This is a genomic window from Paenibacillus amylolyticus, assembly GCF_001570725.1.
GTDB lineage: Bacteria > Bacillota > Bacilli > Paenibacillales > Paenibacillaceae > Paenibacillus > Paenibacillus amylolyticus_A.
Genome location: NZ_BCNV01000011.1, coordinates 53,998 through 75,062 on the forward strand (window position 1 = coordinate 53,998; position 21,065 = coordinate 75,062).

At 46.8% G+C, this 21,065-nt stretch carries 17 protein-coding genes and 1 tRNA gene; 3 read left to right on the forward strand and 15 right to left on the reverse strand.

Annotated elements, in window-relative coordinates; genetic code table 11:
* Positions 1-117: 117 nt before the first annotated feature.
* The 3 genes from PAHA3_RS31185 to PAHA3_RS27455 form a co-directional block, all read right to left on the reverse strand.
* Complete coding sequence (locus PAHA3_RS31185) at positions 118-4,050, reverse strand: S8 family serine peptidase (RefSeq protein ID WP_062837821.1); 3,933 nt, start codon at positions 4,048-4,050, stop codon at positions 118-120.
* 380 nt (positions 4,051-4,430) lie between these two features.
* Positions 4,431-5,225, reverse strand: a complete 795-nt coding sequence (locus PAHA3_RS27450) for a class I SAM-dependent methyltransferase (protein ID WP_235599581.1) — start codon at positions 5,223-5,225, stop codon at positions 4,431-4,433.
* A 407-nt stretch (positions 5,226-5,632) separates the two neighbouring features.
* Positions 5,633-5,706 (reverse strand) — tRNA-Arg (locus PAHA3_RS27455).
* Between the two features lie 292 nt (positions 5,707-5,998).
* Between PAHA3_RS27455 and PAHA3_RS27460 the strand changes: the two genes are divergently transcribed.
* Positions 5,999-6,292 carry a DUF4870 domain-containing protein gene (locus tag PAHA3_RS27460; RefSeq protein ID WP_062837822.1) on the forward strand — a complete coding sequence of 98 codons (294 nt, stop codon included), beginning with the start codon at positions 5,999-6,001 and terminating at the stop codon, positions 6,290-6,292.
* Positions 6,293-6,463: 171 nt separating this feature from the next.
* On the opposite strand, the gene PAHA3_RS27465 is transcribed toward PAHA3_RS27460, so the two are convergent.
* A complete protein-coding gene (locus PAHA3_RS27465; RefSeq protein ID WP_062837823.1) occupies positions 6,464-6,820 on the reverse strand; it encodes a hypothetical protein in 357 nt (118 codons plus the stop codon).
* Between the two features lie 31 nt (positions 6,821-6,851).
* Positions 6,852-7,151: a hypothetical protein gene (locus tag PAHA3_RS27470; protein ID WP_062837824.1), complete on the reverse strand. Its 300-nt coding sequence runs from the start codon at positions 7,149-7,151 to the stop codon at positions 6,852-6,854.
* 193 nt (positions 7,152-7,344) lie between these two features.
* Here PAHA3_RS27470 and asnB point away from each other — a divergent pair, with 193 nt between their 5' ends.
* Entirely contained in the window at positions 7,345-9,189 is a 1,845-nt protein-coding gene (gene asnB / locus PAHA3_RS27475) for an asparagine synthase (glutamine-hydrolyzing) (RefSeq protein WP_062837825.1), read from the forward strand.
* Positions 9,190-9,317: 128 nt separating this feature from the next.
* Here the strand turns inward: asnB and PAHA3_RS27480 are convergent, their stop codons facing one another.
* The 9 genes from PAHA3_RS27480 to PAHA3_RS27520 all read right to left on the reverse strand — a co-directional run bounded on the left by PAHA3_RS27480 (position 9,318) and on the right by PAHA3_RS27520 (position 19,471).
* Entirely contained in the window at positions 9,318-11,012 is a 1,695-nt protein-coding gene (locus PAHA3_RS27480; RefSeq protein WP_062837826.1) for a methyl-accepting chemotaxis protein, read from the reverse strand.
* Positions 11,013-11,395: 383 nt separating this feature from the next.
* Positions 11,396-12,259, reverse strand: coding sequence for an STM4011 family radical SAM protein (locus tag PAHA3_RS27485; protein ID WP_062837827.1), 864 nt, complete (start codon positions 12,257-12,259; stop codon positions 11,396-11,398).
* Positions 12,256-13,644, reverse strand: coding sequence for an STM4012 family radical SAM protein (locus PAHA3_RS27490; RefSeq protein ID WP_062837828.1), 1,389 nt, complete (start codon positions 13,642-13,644; stop codon positions 12,256-12,258). Before PAHA3_RS27490 ends, PAHA3_RS27485 begins: the two co-directional genes overlap by 4 nt.
* Before the next feature lie 47 nt (positions 13,645-13,691).
* A complete protein-coding gene (locus PAHA3_RS27495; protein WP_062837829.1) occupies positions 13,692-14,477 on the reverse strand; it encodes an STM4013/SEN3800 family hydrolase in 786 nt (261 codons plus the stop codon).
* On the reverse strand, positions 14,470-15,753 hold the full coding sequence (locus PAHA3_RS27500) for an STM4014 family protein (protein ID WP_235599582.1): 1,284 nt from the start codon (positions 15,751-15,753) through the stop codon (positions 14,470-14,472). Before PAHA3_RS27500 ends, PAHA3_RS27495 begins: the two co-directional genes overlap by 8 nt.
* A 3-nt stretch (positions 15,754-15,756) precedes the next feature.
* Complete coding sequence (locus PAHA3_RS27505; RefSeq protein ID WP_062837831.1) at positions 15,757-16,599, reverse strand: STM4015 family protein; 843 nt, start codon at positions 16,597-16,599, stop codon at positions 15,757-15,759.
* 317 nt (positions 16,600-16,916) lie between these two features.
* A complete protein-coding gene (locus PAHA3_RS27510; RefSeq protein ID WP_017692573.1) occupies positions 16,917-17,540 on the reverse strand; it encodes an XTP/dITP diphosphatase in 624 nt (207 codons plus the stop codon).
* A 1-nt stretch (position 17,541) separates the two neighbouring features.
* Positions 17,542-18,297 carry a ribonuclease PH gene (gene rph, locus PAHA3_RS27515; protein WP_017692572.1) on the reverse strand — a complete coding sequence of 252 codons (756 nt, stop codon included), beginning with the start codon at positions 18,295-18,297 and terminating at the stop codon, positions 17,542-17,544.
* Between the two features lie 118 nt (positions 18,298-18,415).
* Positions 18,416-19,471: a GerMN domain-containing protein gene (locus PAHA3_RS27520; RefSeq protein ID WP_062837832.1), complete on the reverse strand. Its 1,056-nt coding sequence runs from the start codon at positions 19,469-19,471 to the stop codon at positions 18,416-18,418.
* A 192-nt stretch (positions 19,472-19,663) separates the two neighbouring features.
* Here PAHA3_RS27520 and PAHA3_RS27525 point away from each other — a divergent pair, with 192 nt between their 5' ends.
* Positions 19,664-20,230, forward strand: a complete 567-nt coding sequence (locus PAHA3_RS27525) for a phosphatidylglycerophosphatase A family protein (RefSeq protein ID WP_062837833.1) — start codon at positions 19,664-19,666, stop codon at positions 20,228-20,230.
* Positions 20,231-20,390: 160 nt separating this feature from the next.
* On the opposite strand, the gene PAHA3_RS27530 is transcribed toward PAHA3_RS27525, so the two are convergent.
* Complete coding sequence (locus PAHA3_RS27530; protein WP_062837834.1) at positions 20,391-21,044, reverse strand: ferric reductase-like transmembrane domain-containing protein; 654 nt, start codon at positions 21,042-21,044, stop codon at positions 20,391-20,393.
* Between the last annotated feature and the right edge of the window lie 21 nt (positions 21,045-21,065).

The following is a 21,065-nucleotide window of genomic DNA, read 5'->3' on the forward strand; positions in this document are numbered from 1 at the left end:
TTCATTTATATAGAAAGAACAACATGAAACGGCCTCCATCCTGCAAAATCAGGATGGAGGCCGTTTGTGCATTGAACAATTCCTTCATTAATCTAAACAGCTTCAATGAGGAAGAGCTTACTTCACTTTTACTGTGATCGTATCTGTGCTGGTAACTCCGGCTGCGTTAATTAACTCAGCTCGATACGTGTACGTGCCCGAAGCTTTCCCGGACAGTGTACTCACAGCGCTTTGAGCAAGAGGTGTAACCGCACGGAGTTCTTGCGTGTCGATCAATTCATCATTTTCATAGAGACGGTACTCAGAGGCATTCGTCCCCCACCACAGGTTCATCGTCACCTTATAGTTGCCGTCGCCATCCCAGTTATCCTGAGAGAGAACTGCTTTGCCAGGCGTTGCATTGGTAATCTGAACAGTCAACGTCTGACTCCGTGTTGTTCCCTTGTCATTCGTTAACTCGGCCACATACGTATATGTGCCGTTGGCTTTGCCCGTGATCTTCGTCTGAGCAGACTGCGCTGAAGGCGCGTTATAAGTCAACTTCTGCGTATCAACCAAAACCCCGTCTTCATATAACTTGTAGCTGGTTGCGTTCTCGCCCCACCACAGGTTCATGGTAACGATATACGAGCCTTCTGGCAATCCGTTGCCTACCCAGTTATTGTGAGACAATACAGGCGTGCCTGGGGCCTTGGTGGCCGGAGTTTCAGGTTCGGTCTCCACGGCTTCCAATTTCAATGCCGTATTGGCTGTACCCGAAAGCCCCTGTTGGTCTTTTACCGTAAGTTCAACGGTATATTCCCCTGCTTCGATCCCTTCCAAAGGAAGGCTGAAGGCGCCATCCGCTTGTACTTCAAAAACACCTTCTTTTTGAATCGAACCATCTTCTTTTTTTACAACATACGTTGCTTCCAAAGAAGCTGCCGGATCAAACGCAATGTCCCATCCGCTCGCAAGCGCAGGAGCAACTCGGAAGTACAAATCTTCCACGCTACCATTAAGGACAGCAGATTCATCCACTGTGAACTCCAACGCTTCTGGTGCAGTTACAGCCGGAGCTGTCTTTTTCACCAAAAATGGAGAAGTATCTTCCTTATAGGTTTTGCCGTCCGTACCAATGGTAGTGATATCAACGGTGTATAAACCATCTGGAATCTCTGTCACTTCATCGGTTGTGTAGTCCGCATAAGTGCCGTTCCAAGCAAGGTTATATCTTGCATTTGCACTAAAGTTAAAATAGTTACCGAAAATGGAGCCGATATATCCATCTTGATAATAACCACCTTCTGGGTTAAGGCCATCATAAATCTCAATCAGGGCGAAAGTCATTGGATTATAGAATTCCATCGCTACATTCAGCGTATCCAATGTACCATCAGCCTTCAGTGGATAGTGGAATGGATTTTTTTCAGTACCTTTTACCGTTTCAATATATTTCACTCCACTCAACGTAACGTTGAAATGAGCAACATATGGCACAGTGAAGGTATTGGTTCCGTTCGACAACTCAATGTATCCTTGAGCTTCTGTAACCGCGGTAACTCCTCGTGGAACGGTGATTGTCACTGCAAGTTCTTCCTCACCATTCAGTGTGAACGAACTCTTGTCTACCGCAACGGATACACCAGTGACATTACGCGTCGGATTCACATTTACGGTGTAATCTCCACCAGTACCATTCAGAGATTCAACTTTGATCGTTTTAGTGATCGTCTTTTCGTCTGTGCTCAGGAAATTACCGTAGTTGATGCTTCCGGTGATATTTTCCTTTTCAACAACAGAGCCACTCTCTGTGTATTGAGTAACATCAAGCACTTTCACAAAAGCAGCAGGATCGATGGTGTTCACAGCCTGAATGCGCCCTGCACCTTGATCAAATACATCAAACTTGGTCGTATCCAGCACTTTACTATTGTTCATGAGCGCTACTTTGATATCAAATGGCGTCCAGTCCGGATGCTTCTCAATCAACAGCGCAATCAAACCTGCTACATGAGGTGTAGCCATACTTGTACCTGTTTTACGATCATAAGCTTGTGCGTAATCTGCGTCTGGCTCATCCTTGCCGTAGGCAGGAATCGTAGACAGAATGCTTGTACCTGGTGCCACAATATCCGGTTTGATATCCAGCGTTACCTTTGCAGGTCCACGTGAACTGGATGAATTCATCTCATCACCCGGAGTTTGGGAACGTTCAAAATCACTAAAACTCACTTCAACAGCTTGTCCTGCGTCCAGTTCAGCCTTGATCACATCTCCATCTTCCTTGGACATGCTCAGTGTCGGAATGAGTTCAAAGTTATCGCCCAGACTTACACCGATCGGACCGGGAATGTTGTTATATACAATAACAGCGACGGCTCCAGCCGCTTTTGCATTGGCGATTTTCTCTACAAATGCGAGTTCACCACGCTGAATCAATGCTACTTTGCCTGTAAAATCCTTACCTTCAAAATCAGCTGGTTTACCCAGTGCTGCAAATTCAAGTCCAAATTTTCCTGTCAAAACAGTTTCAGGGTCTGCTGACAGGCTCCAGCCCATCAGATCCAGACGGTAAACCGACTCTGTAATAGACAGTGGAGCTTCAGTCGGAGCAATTACAGACTCTTCTTCCACAGGAGCAGCTTCAGGAGAAACTTCAACTGGTGCAGAAGTATTTTCTTCTCTTGTAGCTTCTTCTGCAACTTCTTCAGAAACCACGTCCTCCACAGCTGCAGCACTTTCTTCAGTAGCAGTTGCGGGTACGCCTTGTTCTGAAACTTCAGGTGCTTCTATTCCAGGTGCTGTCCCCAGTTCAGGAGATTGTTCAACCTCTGGCACAGGTTGTTGTTCAGGCAACACTTCTTCGCCTTCTTCACCAATCCAGAAGTGAGTATCAGCTGTAATAAGCTGGCTAGGACCTGTAGAGTTACCTACGGTAATGGCCATGGCAGATGCACCCGGAGAACCCAGTGTATAACGGTTAGGTCCACTGTTACCACTTGCTACAACCGCTGTCACACCGGACAACATCGCATTGTTAAGGGCAACCGAAGTAACATAACTCGGATCGTTGGCGGCGTTACCCAACGAGAGATTGATCACGTCCATGCCATCTTCAACAGAACGATCGATTCCGCCGAGTACCCATGACGTTTGACCACTACCATACGGTCCAAGTACACGGTAAGCATAGATATCTGCTTCAGGAGCAACACCAACAATGCCGTAGTCCCCTGCTTCACGAGCAGCAATGGTACCGGCTACGTGCGTACCATGGGATGTGTAATAGGCACTTCCATTAGCATTAAACTCAGGTTCACCTGACACTTTCCATTCTTGATATGTTGCTTCATACGGATCGCTATCATTGTCAACAAAATCCCATCCACCCTTATAGGCTGGCTGTAGATTAGGATGCTCATAGTCAATCCCTGTATCAATGACACCCACTTTGACGCCATTTCCTTTGTAACCCAGATCCCATACTTCAGGTGCACCAATAAAAGGCGCTGTGTCTTTCATATACGGGTTCACTTCATCTGTCTCGGGAGCTATTGTAACTTCAAGGTCAGGATATACACTGACCACGCCTGGTAGCTGAAGCAATTGTCCCACTTGGTTTCCTTTGATCTCAATGGCTACACCATTCAGGGCATATGCATACTCTTCCAATACTTCATGTTTGATTTTCTTCTGAGTGAGGCTATGTACAAATGACTCTTGTTGTTGCTCAACTTGAGTCACAGCCTTTGTTTCCATAGAGGAGGTAAATGATTTTCCTGAGAGGGTTGATTCACCTTGCGCTACTGCAACAGGTTTATTCGAAAGCTCAACGATAACTCGGGTGTTTTCTCCACCCAGGCCTTCCAAACTTTTATCCAAAAATGGATCTGCGGCAATTTTTGCTTCCCGCCCTGCAAGAATCTCTCTCCATTGTTTGGCTTCGGCTGCACTTGGTAGGTTATCAAGCTGAATAACTGAATCTGCGGGAGCGGCTCCAGCCGCTGGGAGAATAATGGAAAAGACCATCAGAACACTTAATAACGTGGATATCAATCGTTTGCTCAAGGCTATGCCCCTCCTTTTAAATGTGAGTACCTCACCAAATGATGGGTTCCTGCTATTCGCACGTACTGCAATACCTGCTCAATTTCACCACCTATCTGCAAGAAGATTGACCCTTGGTAAATTATTCTATCAAAATACCACATTTTCCTTCTAAATACTTACAAATATGATATAGAAATTACTTATATGGGTCTTGAGTATGATAAAAATATTCATTTGTAATTATTTGTCGTTTGAATATCTTATTTTTAAAATAGCGCATCAAAAAAAAGACCCAGATCCTCTTTATTAAAAAGAGATTCTCGGTCTACATGTGAAGAATAGTTGTTAAAAAAAAGACCACCATAATTCTTTTAACATTGACAAAACAATATCATGATTCAACTTTCTGGTTTCACAGCCTCCATACGCAGGCGCTTGTAATCGGCATACATCGCATCTTCTTTCCAAAGATGAGGCAACACGATCTGACTGGTTTCATGGCAGATTTTTTGTATCTCATCATGGCTGATACCTGCGAAATAGTCGCCTCCAAAATGAGCCAACCAGCCTACTATACCCTGCTCACCATCTACCAGTCTGGTAGGACGGTCGTAGTGATAGGCCTGTCGAACCACAAATCCACTTTGCTCCAAAATATAGCTATATTCTCCGATCGAAGGAAAGTACCAAGGATTGCGTTCCGATGCACGAATGCCCGTGTTACGTTCCACGACCTCCTCTAGTGCATCCACAATAATCTGCACGTTCCCTTTACCGCCGAATTCTGCGACAAAACGCCCTCCGGGCTTCAGAGACTTCCAGATACTATCCACCACTAGTCGCGGATTTCTCATCCAGTGCAGCGCCGCATTGGAAAAGACGGCATCATACGGTCTATTCGTCTCAAACTGATGACCGTCTCCTTCCATGAATTCAATATCGGGGAATTTCTCCCTCGCACGGCGAATCATGTCCGGAGATGCATCCATGCCAACAACCTCAGCTTCGGCCAGAGAAATTTCATACGTCAAATCTCCCGTTCCACAACCCAGATCAAGGATGTATTCCCCTTTCTGGGGTTGAAGCCATGAGATCAGGTTTTTACCGTATCCGGACACAAAAGCCAATTGGTTGTCATACTCATCTGCTCGCCATTGATTTAATGATTTCATGAATACCACCGTCGCTTTCATCGTTAATAACCACATTGTGACATAGAATCATTTATTGTTTAAATATATAAATTCTATTTATTCAATAGGTAAAACCAATAAATAACTTTACTTTAAACGCAAAAAAACTCCCCGAAGGAAGCTTTCTTTAATACGTCCCAGGAGGGATACTCTCCTTCCAGTCGAGACTGCGGTGTAGCGCTAACGAAGCGGATGCTCCGACGAACCATTGGGGGTTCTCTTTCCATGAACGAAAAAAAAGCTTCCCAGGGGAAGCTTCTCTTTTTTTTACGTCCCAGGAGGGGTACTCTCCTTCCAGTCGAGACTGCGAAGTAGTGCTAACGAAGCGGATGCTCCGACGAACCATTGGGGTTCTCTTCCCCTGAACGAAAAAAAGAAGCTCCCCGAAGGAAGCTTCTTTTTTTTTACGTCCCAGGAGGGATTCGAACCCCCGACCGACGCCTTAGAAGGGCGTTGCTCTATCCAGCTGAGCTACTGAGACAAATATGTATAATAAATTTTCGGCGCGGTTCTTATTATACTCTGTTTTCTATATTTTTCAATAGTTTTATAAAAAAATTAATAATTACACTTAAATGCGGGTTCAACAATGTACTTTTCGGTGTTATTCTCATACTCCATTACCTTTAGGAATATGATAGCTTGAACCAGGCTATATTGAGGAGATTGGAACAATTAGAGCAGGATTAACATAAGACATGTTCAATGTCAGAATTGCTGGGTAATCTTTTGCATACATACATTTCAGTGTTCCATTGAAGGAGAGAATCGTCATGAGACAACTTTTATCAGCCCTATCCTATTTCAGTATTTTCTTTGCCCCGTTCCTGTTTCCGATCATTATATGGATTGTTGCCAAGGATGCTTACATCGAGGGACATGCGAAACGCGCTTTATTCTCACATGTATTCCCGTTTCTCGCCGCTATTCCGCTATTTTATTTCTTCGTGACTGCGCATAGCCTTGGTTCTGCCGTCGGGTTTGTCATTTTATTCTTTGTGATCTACGGATTAAGCTTTGTATACAACGTCGTCAAAGGCATTCAAGTGCTGCGCGAGTATGCTTAATCTCAGCTCAATCTGATCTGACCTCGCATAACAAACCCCGCCGTTCAACAACGGCGGGGTTTTCCAGTTACATTTATAGATGCAATTACAGCAACAGGTCACTGTCTACGTACAACTCAACATTGACCTTCTGTCTCGCAATCACCACATGTGTTGCTGGATCGTTACCTGTTATGCCTGCCCAACCAGATAACGCTGAAGTGTGGGACCCAGCAAACCAAATGCAAACAGTTCACTTTGAAACCGAGCCTTATCTTCTTCGGCAGTGATGCCTTCGCTGTTCTCAAACGCGGTTTCTGTCGCCTCTTCAAATGCGGTATGCATATTATTGTTATACCAGTCGATCGCTGAATCGGAGTGATTGCGTACAATTCGAACGACTTCCAGCGAATTGCCCGGCTGCGTGGAGGCCACGTATACAAGTAATGACGGGTCTCCAGCATTTCCAGGCTGCACTTCAACCTCTGCACAGGACAATCCATCTACCTCGGTTAATCTGCGTATTTTGGCATCTTGAATGGCATACATTCGTCATCGCGCTCCTTTTCCTATGTGCTTATCATGTACTTTGTTCAATCTGATATCGTGTCTCTGGTGTCCCCAATCGATAAATTTCCCGATACACCTGTTGTAATACCGTTTCATACGCCCGGTTTACGGACTCCTCCGGTGTATCTGGCCATGGGAATACCATGCCAGGAAAGGCTTCTTCCTCCTTTTCCTGCATGAGATTGAGCATTCCCAGTAATTGCTCCGCTTCCTGTGGCGTAGCCTGAATGATCCATTCATATGATGTTACAGATGGATCCGGAATAACGGAGCGGCCCATGACAGACACATAATACTTCATACTGTCCATTGCATGTTCTCTCCTTCACAGGCATGTTGAGGCCGTTGTCCCTAGAACTAGTTTCCGAAGAGGACAGACATTTTATGCCTGCTTTCGGCATATATTTGTTACGACTTCTGACGAAAAAGACAACATTTGCTGGCTGTCAGTAATTCTGCAGCCATACGGATGAATGACTCGACCAAGAAAGGATGAACAAACCATGTGCGGTATTACCGGCTTCATACAGTGGAATCGGGATCTGACCCAGGAATCAGAGCTGCTGGTCCGTATGACGGACAGCTTGTCGAACCGGGGGCCCGACGCTTCAGGTACATGGATCTCCAATCCTTGTGCCTTTGGACATCGGCGTCTTAGTGTAATGGACCCCGAGAACGGGGCACAGCCCATGCATGCGTTACAAGGAGATACCTCCTATACCGTCGTGTATAACGGAGAACTATACAATGCACCCGAGTTGAAAAAGGAACTGCTCCAGCGGGGGCATCAGTTCCGTACGCAATGTGATACGGAAGTGTTGCTCGCCTCTTATATTGAGTGGGGACCGGCATGCGTTGACCGGTTTAACGGTATTTTCGCTTTTGCCATATGGGATGGGGGACGCGAACAGGTTTTTATCGCACGGGATCGCCTTGGCGTGAAACCTCTGTTCTATAGCAATGCCAAAGACACACTCGTATTCGGCTCAGAGCCCAAAGCTCTGCTCATTCACCCGGATGTGGAAGCCGCTGTTGGCCCGGAAGGATTGGCCGAAGTTTTTATCGTAGGGCCTGCACGGACACCAGGACACGGCGTATACTCTTCACTGAACGAACTCAAGCCTGCACACGCGCTCATCTACAACCGAAACGGGATTCGAACCTATGCCTACTGGAAACTGGAAAGCCAGAAACACGAACATAATCTGGAAGAGACCGCAGCCGAGGTGCGAACCCTCTTGCAAGATACACTGGAGCGCCAGCTGGCATCGGATGTTCCTGTATGCTCTCTTTTATCAGGGGGACTGGACTCCAGTGCCTTGTCTGCGTTAGCCGTGGATTATTACAACCGGACGGGGCAAGGCCAAGTCAGTACGTATTCTGTCGATTATGTGGATAATGCCAAGCATTTTCAGGCGCATTCCTTTCAGCCCGGTGCAGATGGGCCCTGGATTAAGCGTATGGTGGATGAACTCAAGACCGACCATCACTGGATAGAAATCGAGAACGGAGAACTGGTTCATGCTTTGACACAGGCCATGCTTGTGCGGGATCTACCGGGCATGGCGGATGTGGACTCTTCACTCTATCTGTTCTGTAAAGAAATCAAAAAAGGGGCTACGGTTGCCATTTCAGGTGAAGCGGCGGATGAAGTGTTCGGCGGCTACCCTTGGTTCCATCGCGAAGATATGCTGAACTCCGGTACGTTTCCATGGTCTGTAGCACCTGATATGCGAGCAGCGCTGTTATCTCCGGACATTCGGGAATGGATTCGACCACTCGACTATTTGGCAGACCGTTATTCCGATGCAGTGGCTGAAGTGCCTCTTCTGGATGGAGAAACGGGCAAAGCTGCACAAATGCGGGTGATGTCCTACCTGAACATTACACGTTTCATGCCTACACTTCTGGATCGCAAAGACCGGATGAGTATGGGGGCAGGATTGGAAGTACGGGTACCTTACTGTGACCATCGTCTGATCCAATATGTATTTAACGTCCCTTGGGAAATGAAAATAACGGGCGGGCGGGAAAAAGGCATTCTGCGTAAGGCACTCGAAGGTGTCCTGCCTGACGATGTGTTATATCGTAAAAAGAGTCCTTACCCGAAAACACATAATCCACAATACCTGGCCGCGGTCAAACAACAGGTACTTGATATTCTGGATGATCCCACATCGCCTATCTTGCCTTTGATCGACAAAGCTCAGATCCGCAATCTTGCATCTTCACCGGATGCTGCTTCCAATCTTCCCTGGTTCGGACAGTTGATGTCAGGTCCCCAGCTATTTGCATATCTGACTCAGATCAATTCCTGGTTGAAGACATATAAAGTTGCTATTCGTTAGAATGACCTTCTGATCTCTCATTCATCAAAAAAAAGGTGTCAGGAGAACAGCATAACTGTTGTTCTCACTGACACCCTCTTGTTATACACATTCATGTATGCTGAATTTCACACTGGAACCATCCATCATCACACTTTAAATTGACTCAATGACTGCTGTAACCCTTCTGCCATAGACGAAAGATCATTAGCAGCTGAAGCAATCTCCTGCATCGCAGACAGTTGTTCTTCTGATGTTGCACTGACTTCCTCTGTTCCAGCAGCCGCATTCTCTGTTACTTCCATGATTGTCTTCATGGACACATTGATCTGCTCCACACCCGCTGCCATTTGTTCAATGGATGCAGATACCTCCTGAGTCTGACCAGCTACATTGCTAACAGCTTCACGAATTTCTTCGAAAGTACCGCCTGCTCTATGAACAAGCTCTATACCCTCTTGAACCTCCGCGGTTACTTCTCCCATGGATTGCATTGCATCACTCATGCCTTTGTTAATGGCAGCAACAAGTGTGCTGATCTGTTCAGCTGATTTCGCCGATTGGTCAGACAGCTTACGTACCTCGGTAGCAACTACCTCGAATCCACGACCATGCTCGCCTGCTCTTGCAGCTTCAATCGCTGCATTCAGAGACAGCAAATTTGTTTGGGCCGATATTTCAGATATACTCTCCACCATGAGTCCAATCTCCTGAGAGTGATTGCCCAGTTCTTCAATAACCGCCGCAAGGGTCTGAACGGTCTGATGAATAGAATTCATCTGTCCAACAGCGGACTGAACTGCCTCGTTACCAGACATGGTTTTGGCTGATGCATTGGTCGCTTCATCTGACATGTTCTGCGTGTTCTCCGTCATCTGCTGAAAACCTGTGGATAATTCATTGATCGTATGGAATCCATCTCCAACCATTCTCACCTGTGTATCCATACCAGTCGCAATCTCTTCCATCGTAACAGCAACCTGTTCAGTCGCCGAGGCGGTCTGTTCTGTACTTGCCGTTAACTCCTCGGAAGAAGCAGCAACCCGATCCGCATTGTTCCCCACCTGATGGATTAATTGACGCAAGTTAACCATCATATCGTTAAAGGATTGTGCCAGATCCCCGATCTCATCTCGGTTACGAACCACAATAGCCTCGCCTGTCAGGTCTCCATCTGCAATCTGCCTAGCAGATCTGGCTACATATGCAACGGGTCTGGATATAATTCTGCCCATGAAAAGTGCGATTGCTGCTCCCAGAACAATCGATGCTATCCCGATCATCACAATATACCGGAGCACATTATGAATGAGTTTATTAGCATCCACGATTCCGGCATCCAACGCGCTTTGCTGATGCTGTTCCAAAGCTTCGATACTCTGCTCAAATCTGGACACAATTTCTGGACCTGTTTCGAGTATTAACCTTGTAATCTCATTGTTTCTCCCTTGTCTTTTTAAATCCATCACATTTTGAGCATAGGCATAATATTCTTCTGAAATCTCGCTTGAACGATCCAGAAGATCAATCATCACTTCGGTTGTAACTTCCGCTCGTAATGCATCGCTTATTTTTTGATAATCTTCATAAAAACCCTGAAAATCCTGCGCACTTTTATCATTGTCTTCCACCACGAAATTTCGCAACTCCACCTGCAAGGATTTCACATCAATAACCATATTTTTAATAACAAGTAGTTTAGCTGTACGGTCTTTGATTAAATCTGTATACGTTCTTTCCACTGAACGAAATTGCGTGTACGAGATCACAACCACAGCTACCAATAAAATAAGTACCGATAAAAAACCCAACAGTAATTTACGACTAATGGAAATCCTCTTCATTTCATTTCCCCCGTGTGCTTAAAATGACTTGCATTCTATGATTTATGTAGTAAATAACTCTTTGAAGATCTCCCCTCCTTTTGCGGAATATAGAATTGGTTAAATTTGAGACTATTTAAAATATGTTAGCACATTCGCACACTCAAAAATAGGTCTTTAGTATCTACCAATACTATATTTCAAGGTTTTTTTATATAAAATCGACAATATACTACATTCCTTATATCCAAAATTAAATAATTTGAATCTTTAGACCTAAACAAAAAAAAAAAAAAAAAAAAAAAAAAAAAAAAAAAAAAAAAAAAAAAAAAAAAAAAAAAAAGACCTTACCCAGGAACATCTGCTGGTGTAAAGTCTTTATCCATTTAATATATTTGTTATATCTAACGGTTGATTAATACCGGATTTCGTTCAATCAGCCCACTGCCAAACGTTTCCCTGAACGGGGAATCCTCCATATGAATATATCCAATGTAACAACCGCACTTTTTCATGCGACAAGGCCGATCCGCGGCCAAAGCTTGTAGACCATCACGATATAGATGCCCAATGATCCGGCGATCCTTATAACACCGCTTCACATGGCCGGACCCTTGTACATAAAATACTTCCGAACCGGCAGCACATCGTTTGCCAAAGCTATCATAGTCCTGCAGATTGCCTTCAAAAAGCGGATCAAGCCCACGTAAAAACTGAATCTCTTCCGGCGTGTAATACTTTGGCCGATCTTTGAAGGCATTAACCCACATATATACATCCTCCGGCAAAGCCTGTCTCATGGACTCAATTGCGGGGAATGCACTGCGGAGTCCGACAGTACCAACACTAAATGCTAGCCCCATCTGACGCAAAGTTAGGCATTGTTTTACAAAAGAAGCTTCTTTCGTCTCACGAGGATGATACGTCGCCCAAAAGGCTGCTTTATTCGCATCCAGCTCCCTTGCCCAGTCCAGCTTAACCGACAGGTTGGTTTGGATCGCAACTTTATCCACATGTGGCATATGTGACAGCTCAACCATCGCTTCCCGGTACCAACGACGAACCAATGCTTCACCATAGGGATTGAAGAAAATCGAAAATTGGTACCCTTCAACTTCCTGCTCCCTCACCCAGTTCACAAATTGACGCAATTGTTGTTCATCCATTTCCAACGTCTCTTTGGAATCCACAGTCTTGCTAAACGGGCAGTATGGACAGTCGTAATTACAGGAAGACAACTTCCCCCGATAATATAAAGTCGCTCTCATGAGAAAACAAACCTTTCCATCTGTTCACGAACTTCGGCAGATATAAGCCAATCTCCAATCGCATCGGAGTAGCCAAGTCCCTCTTCTGTCAGACGCAGTATCTGCTTGCCCTCATCGTTCTCCAGCTGCGCCATGCCCTCTGTCAGCAGTTCAGTCAACCAGACATAGTCGGACATCACATCGGTACCGAAGCGCTGATGGTAGTCAGACAACGCTAATCCCTCCCGATGTAGCAAGGCCTTCAGAATAAAGCGACGTCTTTGTTCTTCACGGCTTAACACGATACCATAATCAGCCACATCGTAACGCTCGGTCGCCACATAATCGGCAATGATGCTCTGTGTGGCCTTGTAACTCACGCCGTACTTGGAAGCATAATGTACTTCACTCGTATACGAGCGTGCGCCACATCCCAGACCAACCATGCCCTCCTCCTGACAGCTATAAGGCAGAAGCACTTTGGCGGACGACTGTGATTTGGCAAATCTGCGCATCGAATATTGGACATAACCTTTACTTTTCAAAGTCTCACGTGCTGCCTTATACAGCTCCATCCGAATATCAGGTCCCTGACGGAGAATATCATCAGGCTTCACGATCGTATTTTCCCGTGTATACAAGGGATAGATAAAAATTTCGCCCGGCTCGTAGGCCAACACTCTTTCCAGTGAATAGAGCCACGATTCAACCGTTTGCCCTGGCAGACCATAGATCAGATCCAGATTCAACAATGGGAAATCATAACGAGTAAGCTTCTCAAGCGCTCGTTCAACCTCCTGCGGTTTTTGCGGACGATAGATGGCAGATGCTTCAGCTTCAATGAAACTCTGGATGCCCATGCTAACACGATCTACACTTCGTTCCTTCATAATGGATAGCTTGGCTTCCGTAACGGTATCCGGCGATGTTTCCACCGAAATGGATGTTTGCGAGGGATCCAACCCCATCACATGCTCAGCAATATCAAAAAGGCGATTCAACTGAACTTCATTTAATAATGTAGGAGTTCCTCCACCAATCGCGAACCTCGAATATGGTCTGCGAGAAGTAATGGGTGCCCACTGCTTCGCCTGACGTTCCAGCGCATCCACATAGCGCTCATGCGTATCATCCCGCCGATCCGGCAGTGTGAACAGATTACAGAATCCGCAACGAGCAGCGCAAAAGGGAATGTGCATATATAAAAAATACGTATCGGTATTTTCTCGTTCCCACAGTGACCCTAGTGGCAGTGGTGGGTCCAGCTCCCGATATGCGGTCTTGTGGGGATAAGAGTATAAGTAAGAACGATACGGGAATGCCAGTACTTCACTGAGGCCTGTAGCGATATTGGATCCGGACTGTGTGGAATGGCCTGTTGTCGTATGTTTTGATTGTTTATCCATCGGTTTCCTCCTGTCTCCGGTTGTTGTCACCATAAGAGCAATACATTCTATACTAAAAATTCACGGTAAGGCACCGTCCATACGACATCATGTGCAAGTCGGTGTCCTTGATACCCGTCTTCGCCGTAAGCTGTACCATGATCGGAAAAAGCCAGGCAATACGCTGGGCGGGCGCGTTTTCGCATCGCCTCGAACAACGGCCCAAGGGCCTCGTCTACATATCGAAGTGCAGCCCGTTGGGTCTCCACCGAGTCCTCCTTGGCTCCTTCTACAAAGTACCGATTTGGACCATGAATGGCAGACACGTTCAAAAACATAAATATCTTTTCATCCGGCGCCGTCTGCTCAAGCAGCTTTAATGCATGCTGTACCTGATGCTCTGTCGATTTGGGGTTGGTTACCCCAAAGTTCATTCGCCAGTAGCTCTGTTGAAAATAGCTGGGTAATACTTTCGCAAGCGGGTTTTTTTTCGTAAAAAAAATGACGCCGCCAATGCAGATTGTACGGTAACCTTCAGCTGCGAACCCGGATACGATATCCGGTGTATCAAACAACCAGGTATGCGGATGTGTCTTGAGTCCGGTATTCCGGGAATGGAACAATCTTACATGAGATGCCTTATCCGTATTGGCAGGAGTGGGCATAAAACCACCAAAAAAAGCGTGGTGCGCCGCATATGTAAAACTGCCCGGGGTATGACGCTTCTCCCACGGACCCGAACCACACAGATTTGGACAGTTTTCCTCTTCCAGCTTGGCTACGTCATATCGTAACGTATCCAGCGTAATCATTAACAAGTCATGGGAGCCCACGATGGTGTTCATATCAGGCATGTTGAATAGGCTCCTTTCGTAAAAGTTCCATTTCCCACTCATAGGTTCCGAGGCCATGATGCTCGACCCTATATAACAGATCTCCAAACGGATTCACATCCAGCACATAGGCACGTGGATTCGCACCACTCGTAAGCATCACATCAATCCCGGCTGACCACGAATTGGGAAATGAAGACATGGCTGCCTGCGCTGCCGTCCGAACTAGCGACATCCGCTGTTCATCCAGCCCTGCTTCAGCAGGCAGCATACGCTCATTGCGCAGATGCAGATTGGTAATCGGAGTACGGCTCAGCCGCATAATCGCGTGACCTGCCTGTCCACCTGCAACCAGTTGGCGAATATCATAGGCCCGTTGATCAAGCGTGGCTTTGGGCATCCACCGTTCAGTCTGTGCACCTTCTGCACATAACCAGTTCATCAGCGTAGCAATCTCTTCACTGCCGGTATACTTGCGTAGACTTCCTTCATTGAAGAAAATCGTCTTGCCCTGTATCAGTTCCATCCCCATCGTCGTTACAGCGATCTCATCACCTGTTCGGGGATTGACTTGATATGCGACAACGCCTGAGGCTCCTGAGCCACTCGCGAGCTTTACAAATACACGATTCATACCAGCAGATTGCATAGCCGTACGTAGATTGGTGTAACTTCGAATCGGCTGTGAAGAAGTTAGCACCGGTGGGATTTGAACTCCATGGGAGGATAAATGCTGTTGGCACTGTCTTTTATCAAACATCAATTGGATATCACTGGGATCATTCATAAATCGGACTTCAGGCCACATTTCCCGAACTTCATGGCCGATTCGATCCAAACATGCTTTCCAGCCACGAAACCACTGAGCAGGTGCGTAAATTCTTCCCCACTCTTGTTCCAGCGAAAGTGCCTGTTCTGTGGAGAATGCTTCTGCTCCCATTCCATCCGTTAATGTTGTCGTATCGTTCATAGCTCCAAGGAACAGTAACTCACGTTCCACTTCCCAATCCTCACCAGGCGCATCAATTCGAATCAGGGGTACCGGCAGATTGGAATCTACAGTATCAGCAATCGTTCCGCCGTGTCTCCAGTTCTGAAGCAATTGAGCATATGGCAGTACAACCGCAGGTTTCAAACCCAATCTATGCCGGGCCTCTTGCATCCCTTGAGTTCGTCGGTTATCGGGGTTTCCAATCAATAATAAGGGTTGATCTCGTGTTGGATCAGGTACATCTATCGGTTGATGCAGGCTTTCTTTTATTTCTTTTATTTCTTTTATTTCCTTTACGCCTGACATTGTCTACTCCGTTAACGACGGGTAACGCCAGTCATCCTCATCACTCTGTTGCTGGTCGCTAACATCTACGGATATACCTGAGTGGTTCCAGCGGCTAATCATTTCATTGGTCATGTAATGGTAACTTAGATCAAGATGCTTCAGCTTCTTAATCCGTTCACTGGCTAGTAGTGCTTCTGCTCCTTCATCGGACAACGTCCCTTGCGATAGATCCAATATTTCAAGTTGATCCAGAATAGGTGCATCAGCTGCTGCTTTGGCAATCTCATCCTGAATTTCACTGTCTTTTAGACCCAAGTAAACCAGCTTTGGAAATAATCCTTGTTCCAAAAGGGGAAGCACATCTTCAAGTGAACCATCGAAACCATAATTATCCACACCCAGATACAGTTCCAGTTTACGCAATTCAGGCAACTCGGCATGGGTGATTGAAGATAACACGTCTTTCGGGAGACCGCCACAAATAATAATCAATTCTTCAAGCTTGGCATGCTGGAGCGGTTCCAGACTAAGGCCGCTACTGCCCATGACCGAGAATGATTTTAATTCTGGAAAAGCACCCAACAGCGGGGTAAGATTCGTCTGAATAATCCACGACACTTCGCACTCTTCGTATCCCATATCCCCGATGAACAGTTTCTTCAATGAAGGAAAGCTTGGAGCTGACTCGACAAGCGTACCTATGAACTCGTCAGGCGAATTTTCATAAGCCTGTCCCCAATCTCCGATGACCAGACTTTCCAATGAGCTGGCCTCCGGTTTAGCCGCCAAATCCTTAATTAATTTTTCCATACGAATGCCGTCCTCATATTCATCGTAGGATACAACAAGCTTCACTTCTTGCATGAGCAAATCCCTCCGTTTAAGGTTCATATATGATTCGTTAATTTGAATGTTAACCTATACCACACAAGGCTTGCAACTTCTTCCAACTCCAGTCCCAAGTAGATTCCCAATCGTGCAATGTGAACCATTTCTGACGTAGGTACAGGAACATACGTTCTGTATTATAGTCGCAGAAATAGCCATCCTCATTTAGGTATATGGATGGATCTCCCGAAACCTCACTCAAACACTTCATTGCATAGAAAAAAGCGTTAATGGCGGGTGAACCATTCCACCGGAATGCTTCTGTCCTTCCATTAACGCTTTGATGTTCCGTCTTATCCTTCTAGTCTGGATACGAGCGCTCTCAGCGCATGACCACGGTGGCTAATCGCCTGCTTTTGCTCAAGCGTAAGCTCTGCCATCGTCATCTCGTATTCAGGTACATAGAAGAGTGGATCATATCCAAAACCGCCAGCACCTGCAGCTTGAGCCGTGATCCAGCCTTCCGCAGTGCCTTCCGATTCATACTTATCACCAGTTGTCGGATCGTACAGTACCAGCGCACAGACGAAACGAGCTGGACTCAATAGCGGTTGCTCGGTGTCCTCACCGGATTTCAACGATTCCAGCGTCTCCAGCAACTTCGCATTATTCTGTGCATCCGTTGCTCCTTCGCCTGCATATCTCGCTGAATATACGCCTGGCTCACCGTCCAACAGATCTACGCAAAGTCCCGAATCGTCTGCCAGAACGGGCAAACCAAGCGCATCACCAACCGCTTTGGCTTTCTTCCAGGCATTCTCCGCGAACGTTACGCCGTCTTCCACCACATCCGGCAGCTCCGGATAGTCAAACATGCTCTTAACCTCTTTGCCAAGCGGTGCGAAAGCATGAGCGAATTCACGGACTTTACCCGCATTGCGGGTTGCGACAATGAGAATTGGGCTGTCCAAACTCATCTTACGCTTCCCCTAATCCACGTGCGCCGATCTTGAGCGCAATCGGTCCAAGTACTTCTTTTTGACGCTCGATCATCTCCAGAATTCCCTGCTCGCCCAGTTCCAACATGGCGTTCAGCTCACGGCGATCAAATGGTGCTTCCTCGCCTGTTCCCTGCAACTCAACGTATTTACCGCCACCTGTCATCACCAGGTTCATGTCTACCTTGGCTTTGGAATCTTCATCATAGTTCAGATCCAGTACAGGCTGTTCACCCACAACACCCACGCTTACCGCTGCAATGAAATCCGTGATCGGGAATACTTGCAGTTTGTGCTGTTGGGAAATCTTGTTCACGGCAAGCGCCAGCGCTACAAATGCACCGGTAATGGACGTTGTGCGTGTGCCTCCGTCGGCTTGAATGACATCACAGTCCAGCGTAATGGTACGCTCACCAAGAGCCTGCAAATTCACTACCGAGCGCAGTGCCCGACCAATCAGACGCTGGATTTCCATCGTGCGCCCAGTTAATTTGCCACGATTGGCTTCACGTTGGTTCCGAGTATGTGTTGCACGTGGCAGCATGGAATATTCAGCCGTTACCCAGCCTTTACCCTGCCCTTTCATAAAGGGAGGAACACGTTCCTCTACTGTCGCTGTACAGATTACTTTTGTATCTCCAACTTCAATCAGTACAGAGCCCTCGGCGTATTTATTCGTGTTCACTGTTAAATTCAGCGGGCGCAGCTGTTCGCTGGTTCGTCCGTTTGATCTCATTTTTTCTGCCTCCTACGACTTAAGCATCCTGTAATGTTGAGCTTGTTCACACTTTTACGAATCCCTTATATTTTACCAAAGAGTTCGGTTAAAAGCATCCTTAAGCATTACCCGGTCATTAAATCGGAATTTCGTTGATATATTCAGGCTTGGAAACAGGCGCACTGTAATCTCGGTTGTCGTCACCCATGACCGTTTTTTGGCCGTTCCATTCGATCTGCACTTTGGCATCCTTGCCGGCTGTATTCTCCGCAGTCGTTAATACCACAGACTGTAACAGCTCGCTTGGTACGATATCCCCTTCGGCAAACATATCATCTTTCAGCGCAACCGTTACTGTGCCATCCTCTGCTGTTTTAACCGATTGCAGTTCCGTTCCGCCTGTCATGACCTCTTCCAATTCGCCGCCTTTGTCAGGTCCCTTGATCAGCTCATTCAATGCTGCCTGCACCCGATCCTCACCAGGTGTGACCAGACGTGTAACCGGAACATAATATTGGATGCCCGCTGGCGAAGCAGCGGAGAAATAGACCGTGACCGGACTGCTGTTGGTCACAAACGCATCACCCAGATCCAGATTTATTCCTACAGCCCGATTCAGCGGTTCAGGCAACGGCGTGCTGTTTACCGGCATTTGCGTTAACTTTTTGCCATCGACCCAGATCTGCACATTCTCCACATCAGGCGTTCCCGTCAAAGTCCACGTGACAGCTTCTAGCATTTTCCGTTCTTCCTTCGCATCATACTTGGCAAAATTACCCGAGAACTCCACGACCGCCAGCTTGTCATCCGCATGGATCGTTACATTTTGCACAACCGTTCCCTGCGGAAGAACACCCTGGAATCCTTCAGGCAACATCCCGGCATAGGCCCCGCCTGTGACAAGTGTATCCAGAGCTGTCTTCGGACTGCTGGCATCTGTTCCGGAAGGAAGTGTCAGGGATACCGGAGCGAGCAGCCCCTGCTGGTCTTGCAGATATACCGTCGTTAACGGGAGCGTTGCGAGTGCTCCATTCCCTTCGGCCGCTTGAATCATAGCTGCTTCCTGGATAGGCGGTGGTGGATCAACAGCTTCAGAAGACTGTGCTCCAAACATGCCACAGCCTGACAACACCATAGGAATGCTCAGCAGCGCAGCTGCCGATACCGTACGCAAAGATTGGATCTTTCTCATGATCACGTTCCCCCTCATCATTTTTACAGTTTGTACTACCATGTATACGAGCCTTTGTCCAAAAAATAACTAAAAGATAATCACATCCCTGAAAACTTATAAGTTCTATGATCTTAAAGAAACGTAAAACAGGTTAATACGTATTAGGAAGCAAGAGTAGGGACATTGCTAACTTCAGAGGAGGAATCGCCCATGGAACATCCTGAGCAAGAGAAAATCCCTTACAGCCTGAATAGCCGCAAGGTTGCGGAGGCAACAAGGGAATGGCTGCATAAGCGGGGCGTCACGATCCCTGAGATCGCAGAACTGGTCATGTTATTGCAGAAAAAATATTATCCAGGTCTTACGATGGAAGAATGTATCGAAAATGTGGAGATGGTTCTCCGTAAACGTGAGGTACAGAACGCGGTTCTGACCGGGATTCAGCTTGATATTCTGGCAGAACAGGGTCAGCTCATATCTCCTTTGCAGGAGATGATTGAGAACGATGAAGGACTATATGGCGTGGATGAGATTTTGGCATTCTCCATCGTCAATGTATATGGCAGCATTGGATTTACGAATTATGGTTATGTGGACAAGCTGAAACCAGGGGTGCTTGAACGACTGAATGACAAGAGCCTGGGCCCTGTCCACACGTTCTTCGATGATATTGTCGGTGCGATTGCATCGGCAGCGAGCAGCCGGATCGCCCATCGCAAACAATCCGAGCTTGAAGAAGCGCTGGGAGAAAAACCTGTCAGCGATGATGTTGTCTAACGCTTAAATCGTTCCATACCTGAAGTCATACCGAACATTGGACATGTGTGTGCATGTTTGGTGAAATAACTGTTTGAGGAAATAAGTATTCATGAAAAAAGCGGCCCTATGGCCGCTTCTTTTGCATGTGTACGATACTTACTGGATGATCCACATGTTATTATTTCAGATGCTTAGGTCGTACCGTTCCGACCAAACCAAAACCTTCAATCCGCTTCTGCTCAGCAGCTGGCTCAGATGGTGTCCATTTCGGTCCAATCGTGATTTCCGGGCCTTTGCGCTCTCGCAACATGCCACGCAGCACCGTGATACCGAGGATGCTGAGTCCGGTAAATACATACATCATCCGCATGATGATATTGCCAGAATCCGTCCCGGTAACCATGCCATGAACCAGCAGACCAATGAACACCGGATAGGACAGCATGTGGAACGTGAACCACCATTTACGGCCCAGCTTGTTCCGCAGGTCACTGGATAACAGGACGATCACTAATCCGTAGAAGGCTAACGTTCCCAGACCACTGCCGATCGGATGCACGGAGGCGGTAAAAGGAATCAGAAGTTCTCCCCAGGTAAACGGGCTGTAGTGATCAATATATAACGTTAACGCATGCACGAGTCCAAGTCCGAAGGCAAGCCAGGTCGTTCGTGTATGCCATTTGAACATGGCTGCTTTCGGTTTACCTTTGGCCATAGGCATCCCTTGAGCAATACCAAGAAACACACCGGCAAAGAGCAGCACATAAGCAGCAATTCCACTAATTCGAATGATATTCCACGTCGGCAGGTAATCTACAATCCATTGTGCCATAACCGGCTCCCCCATATCTGT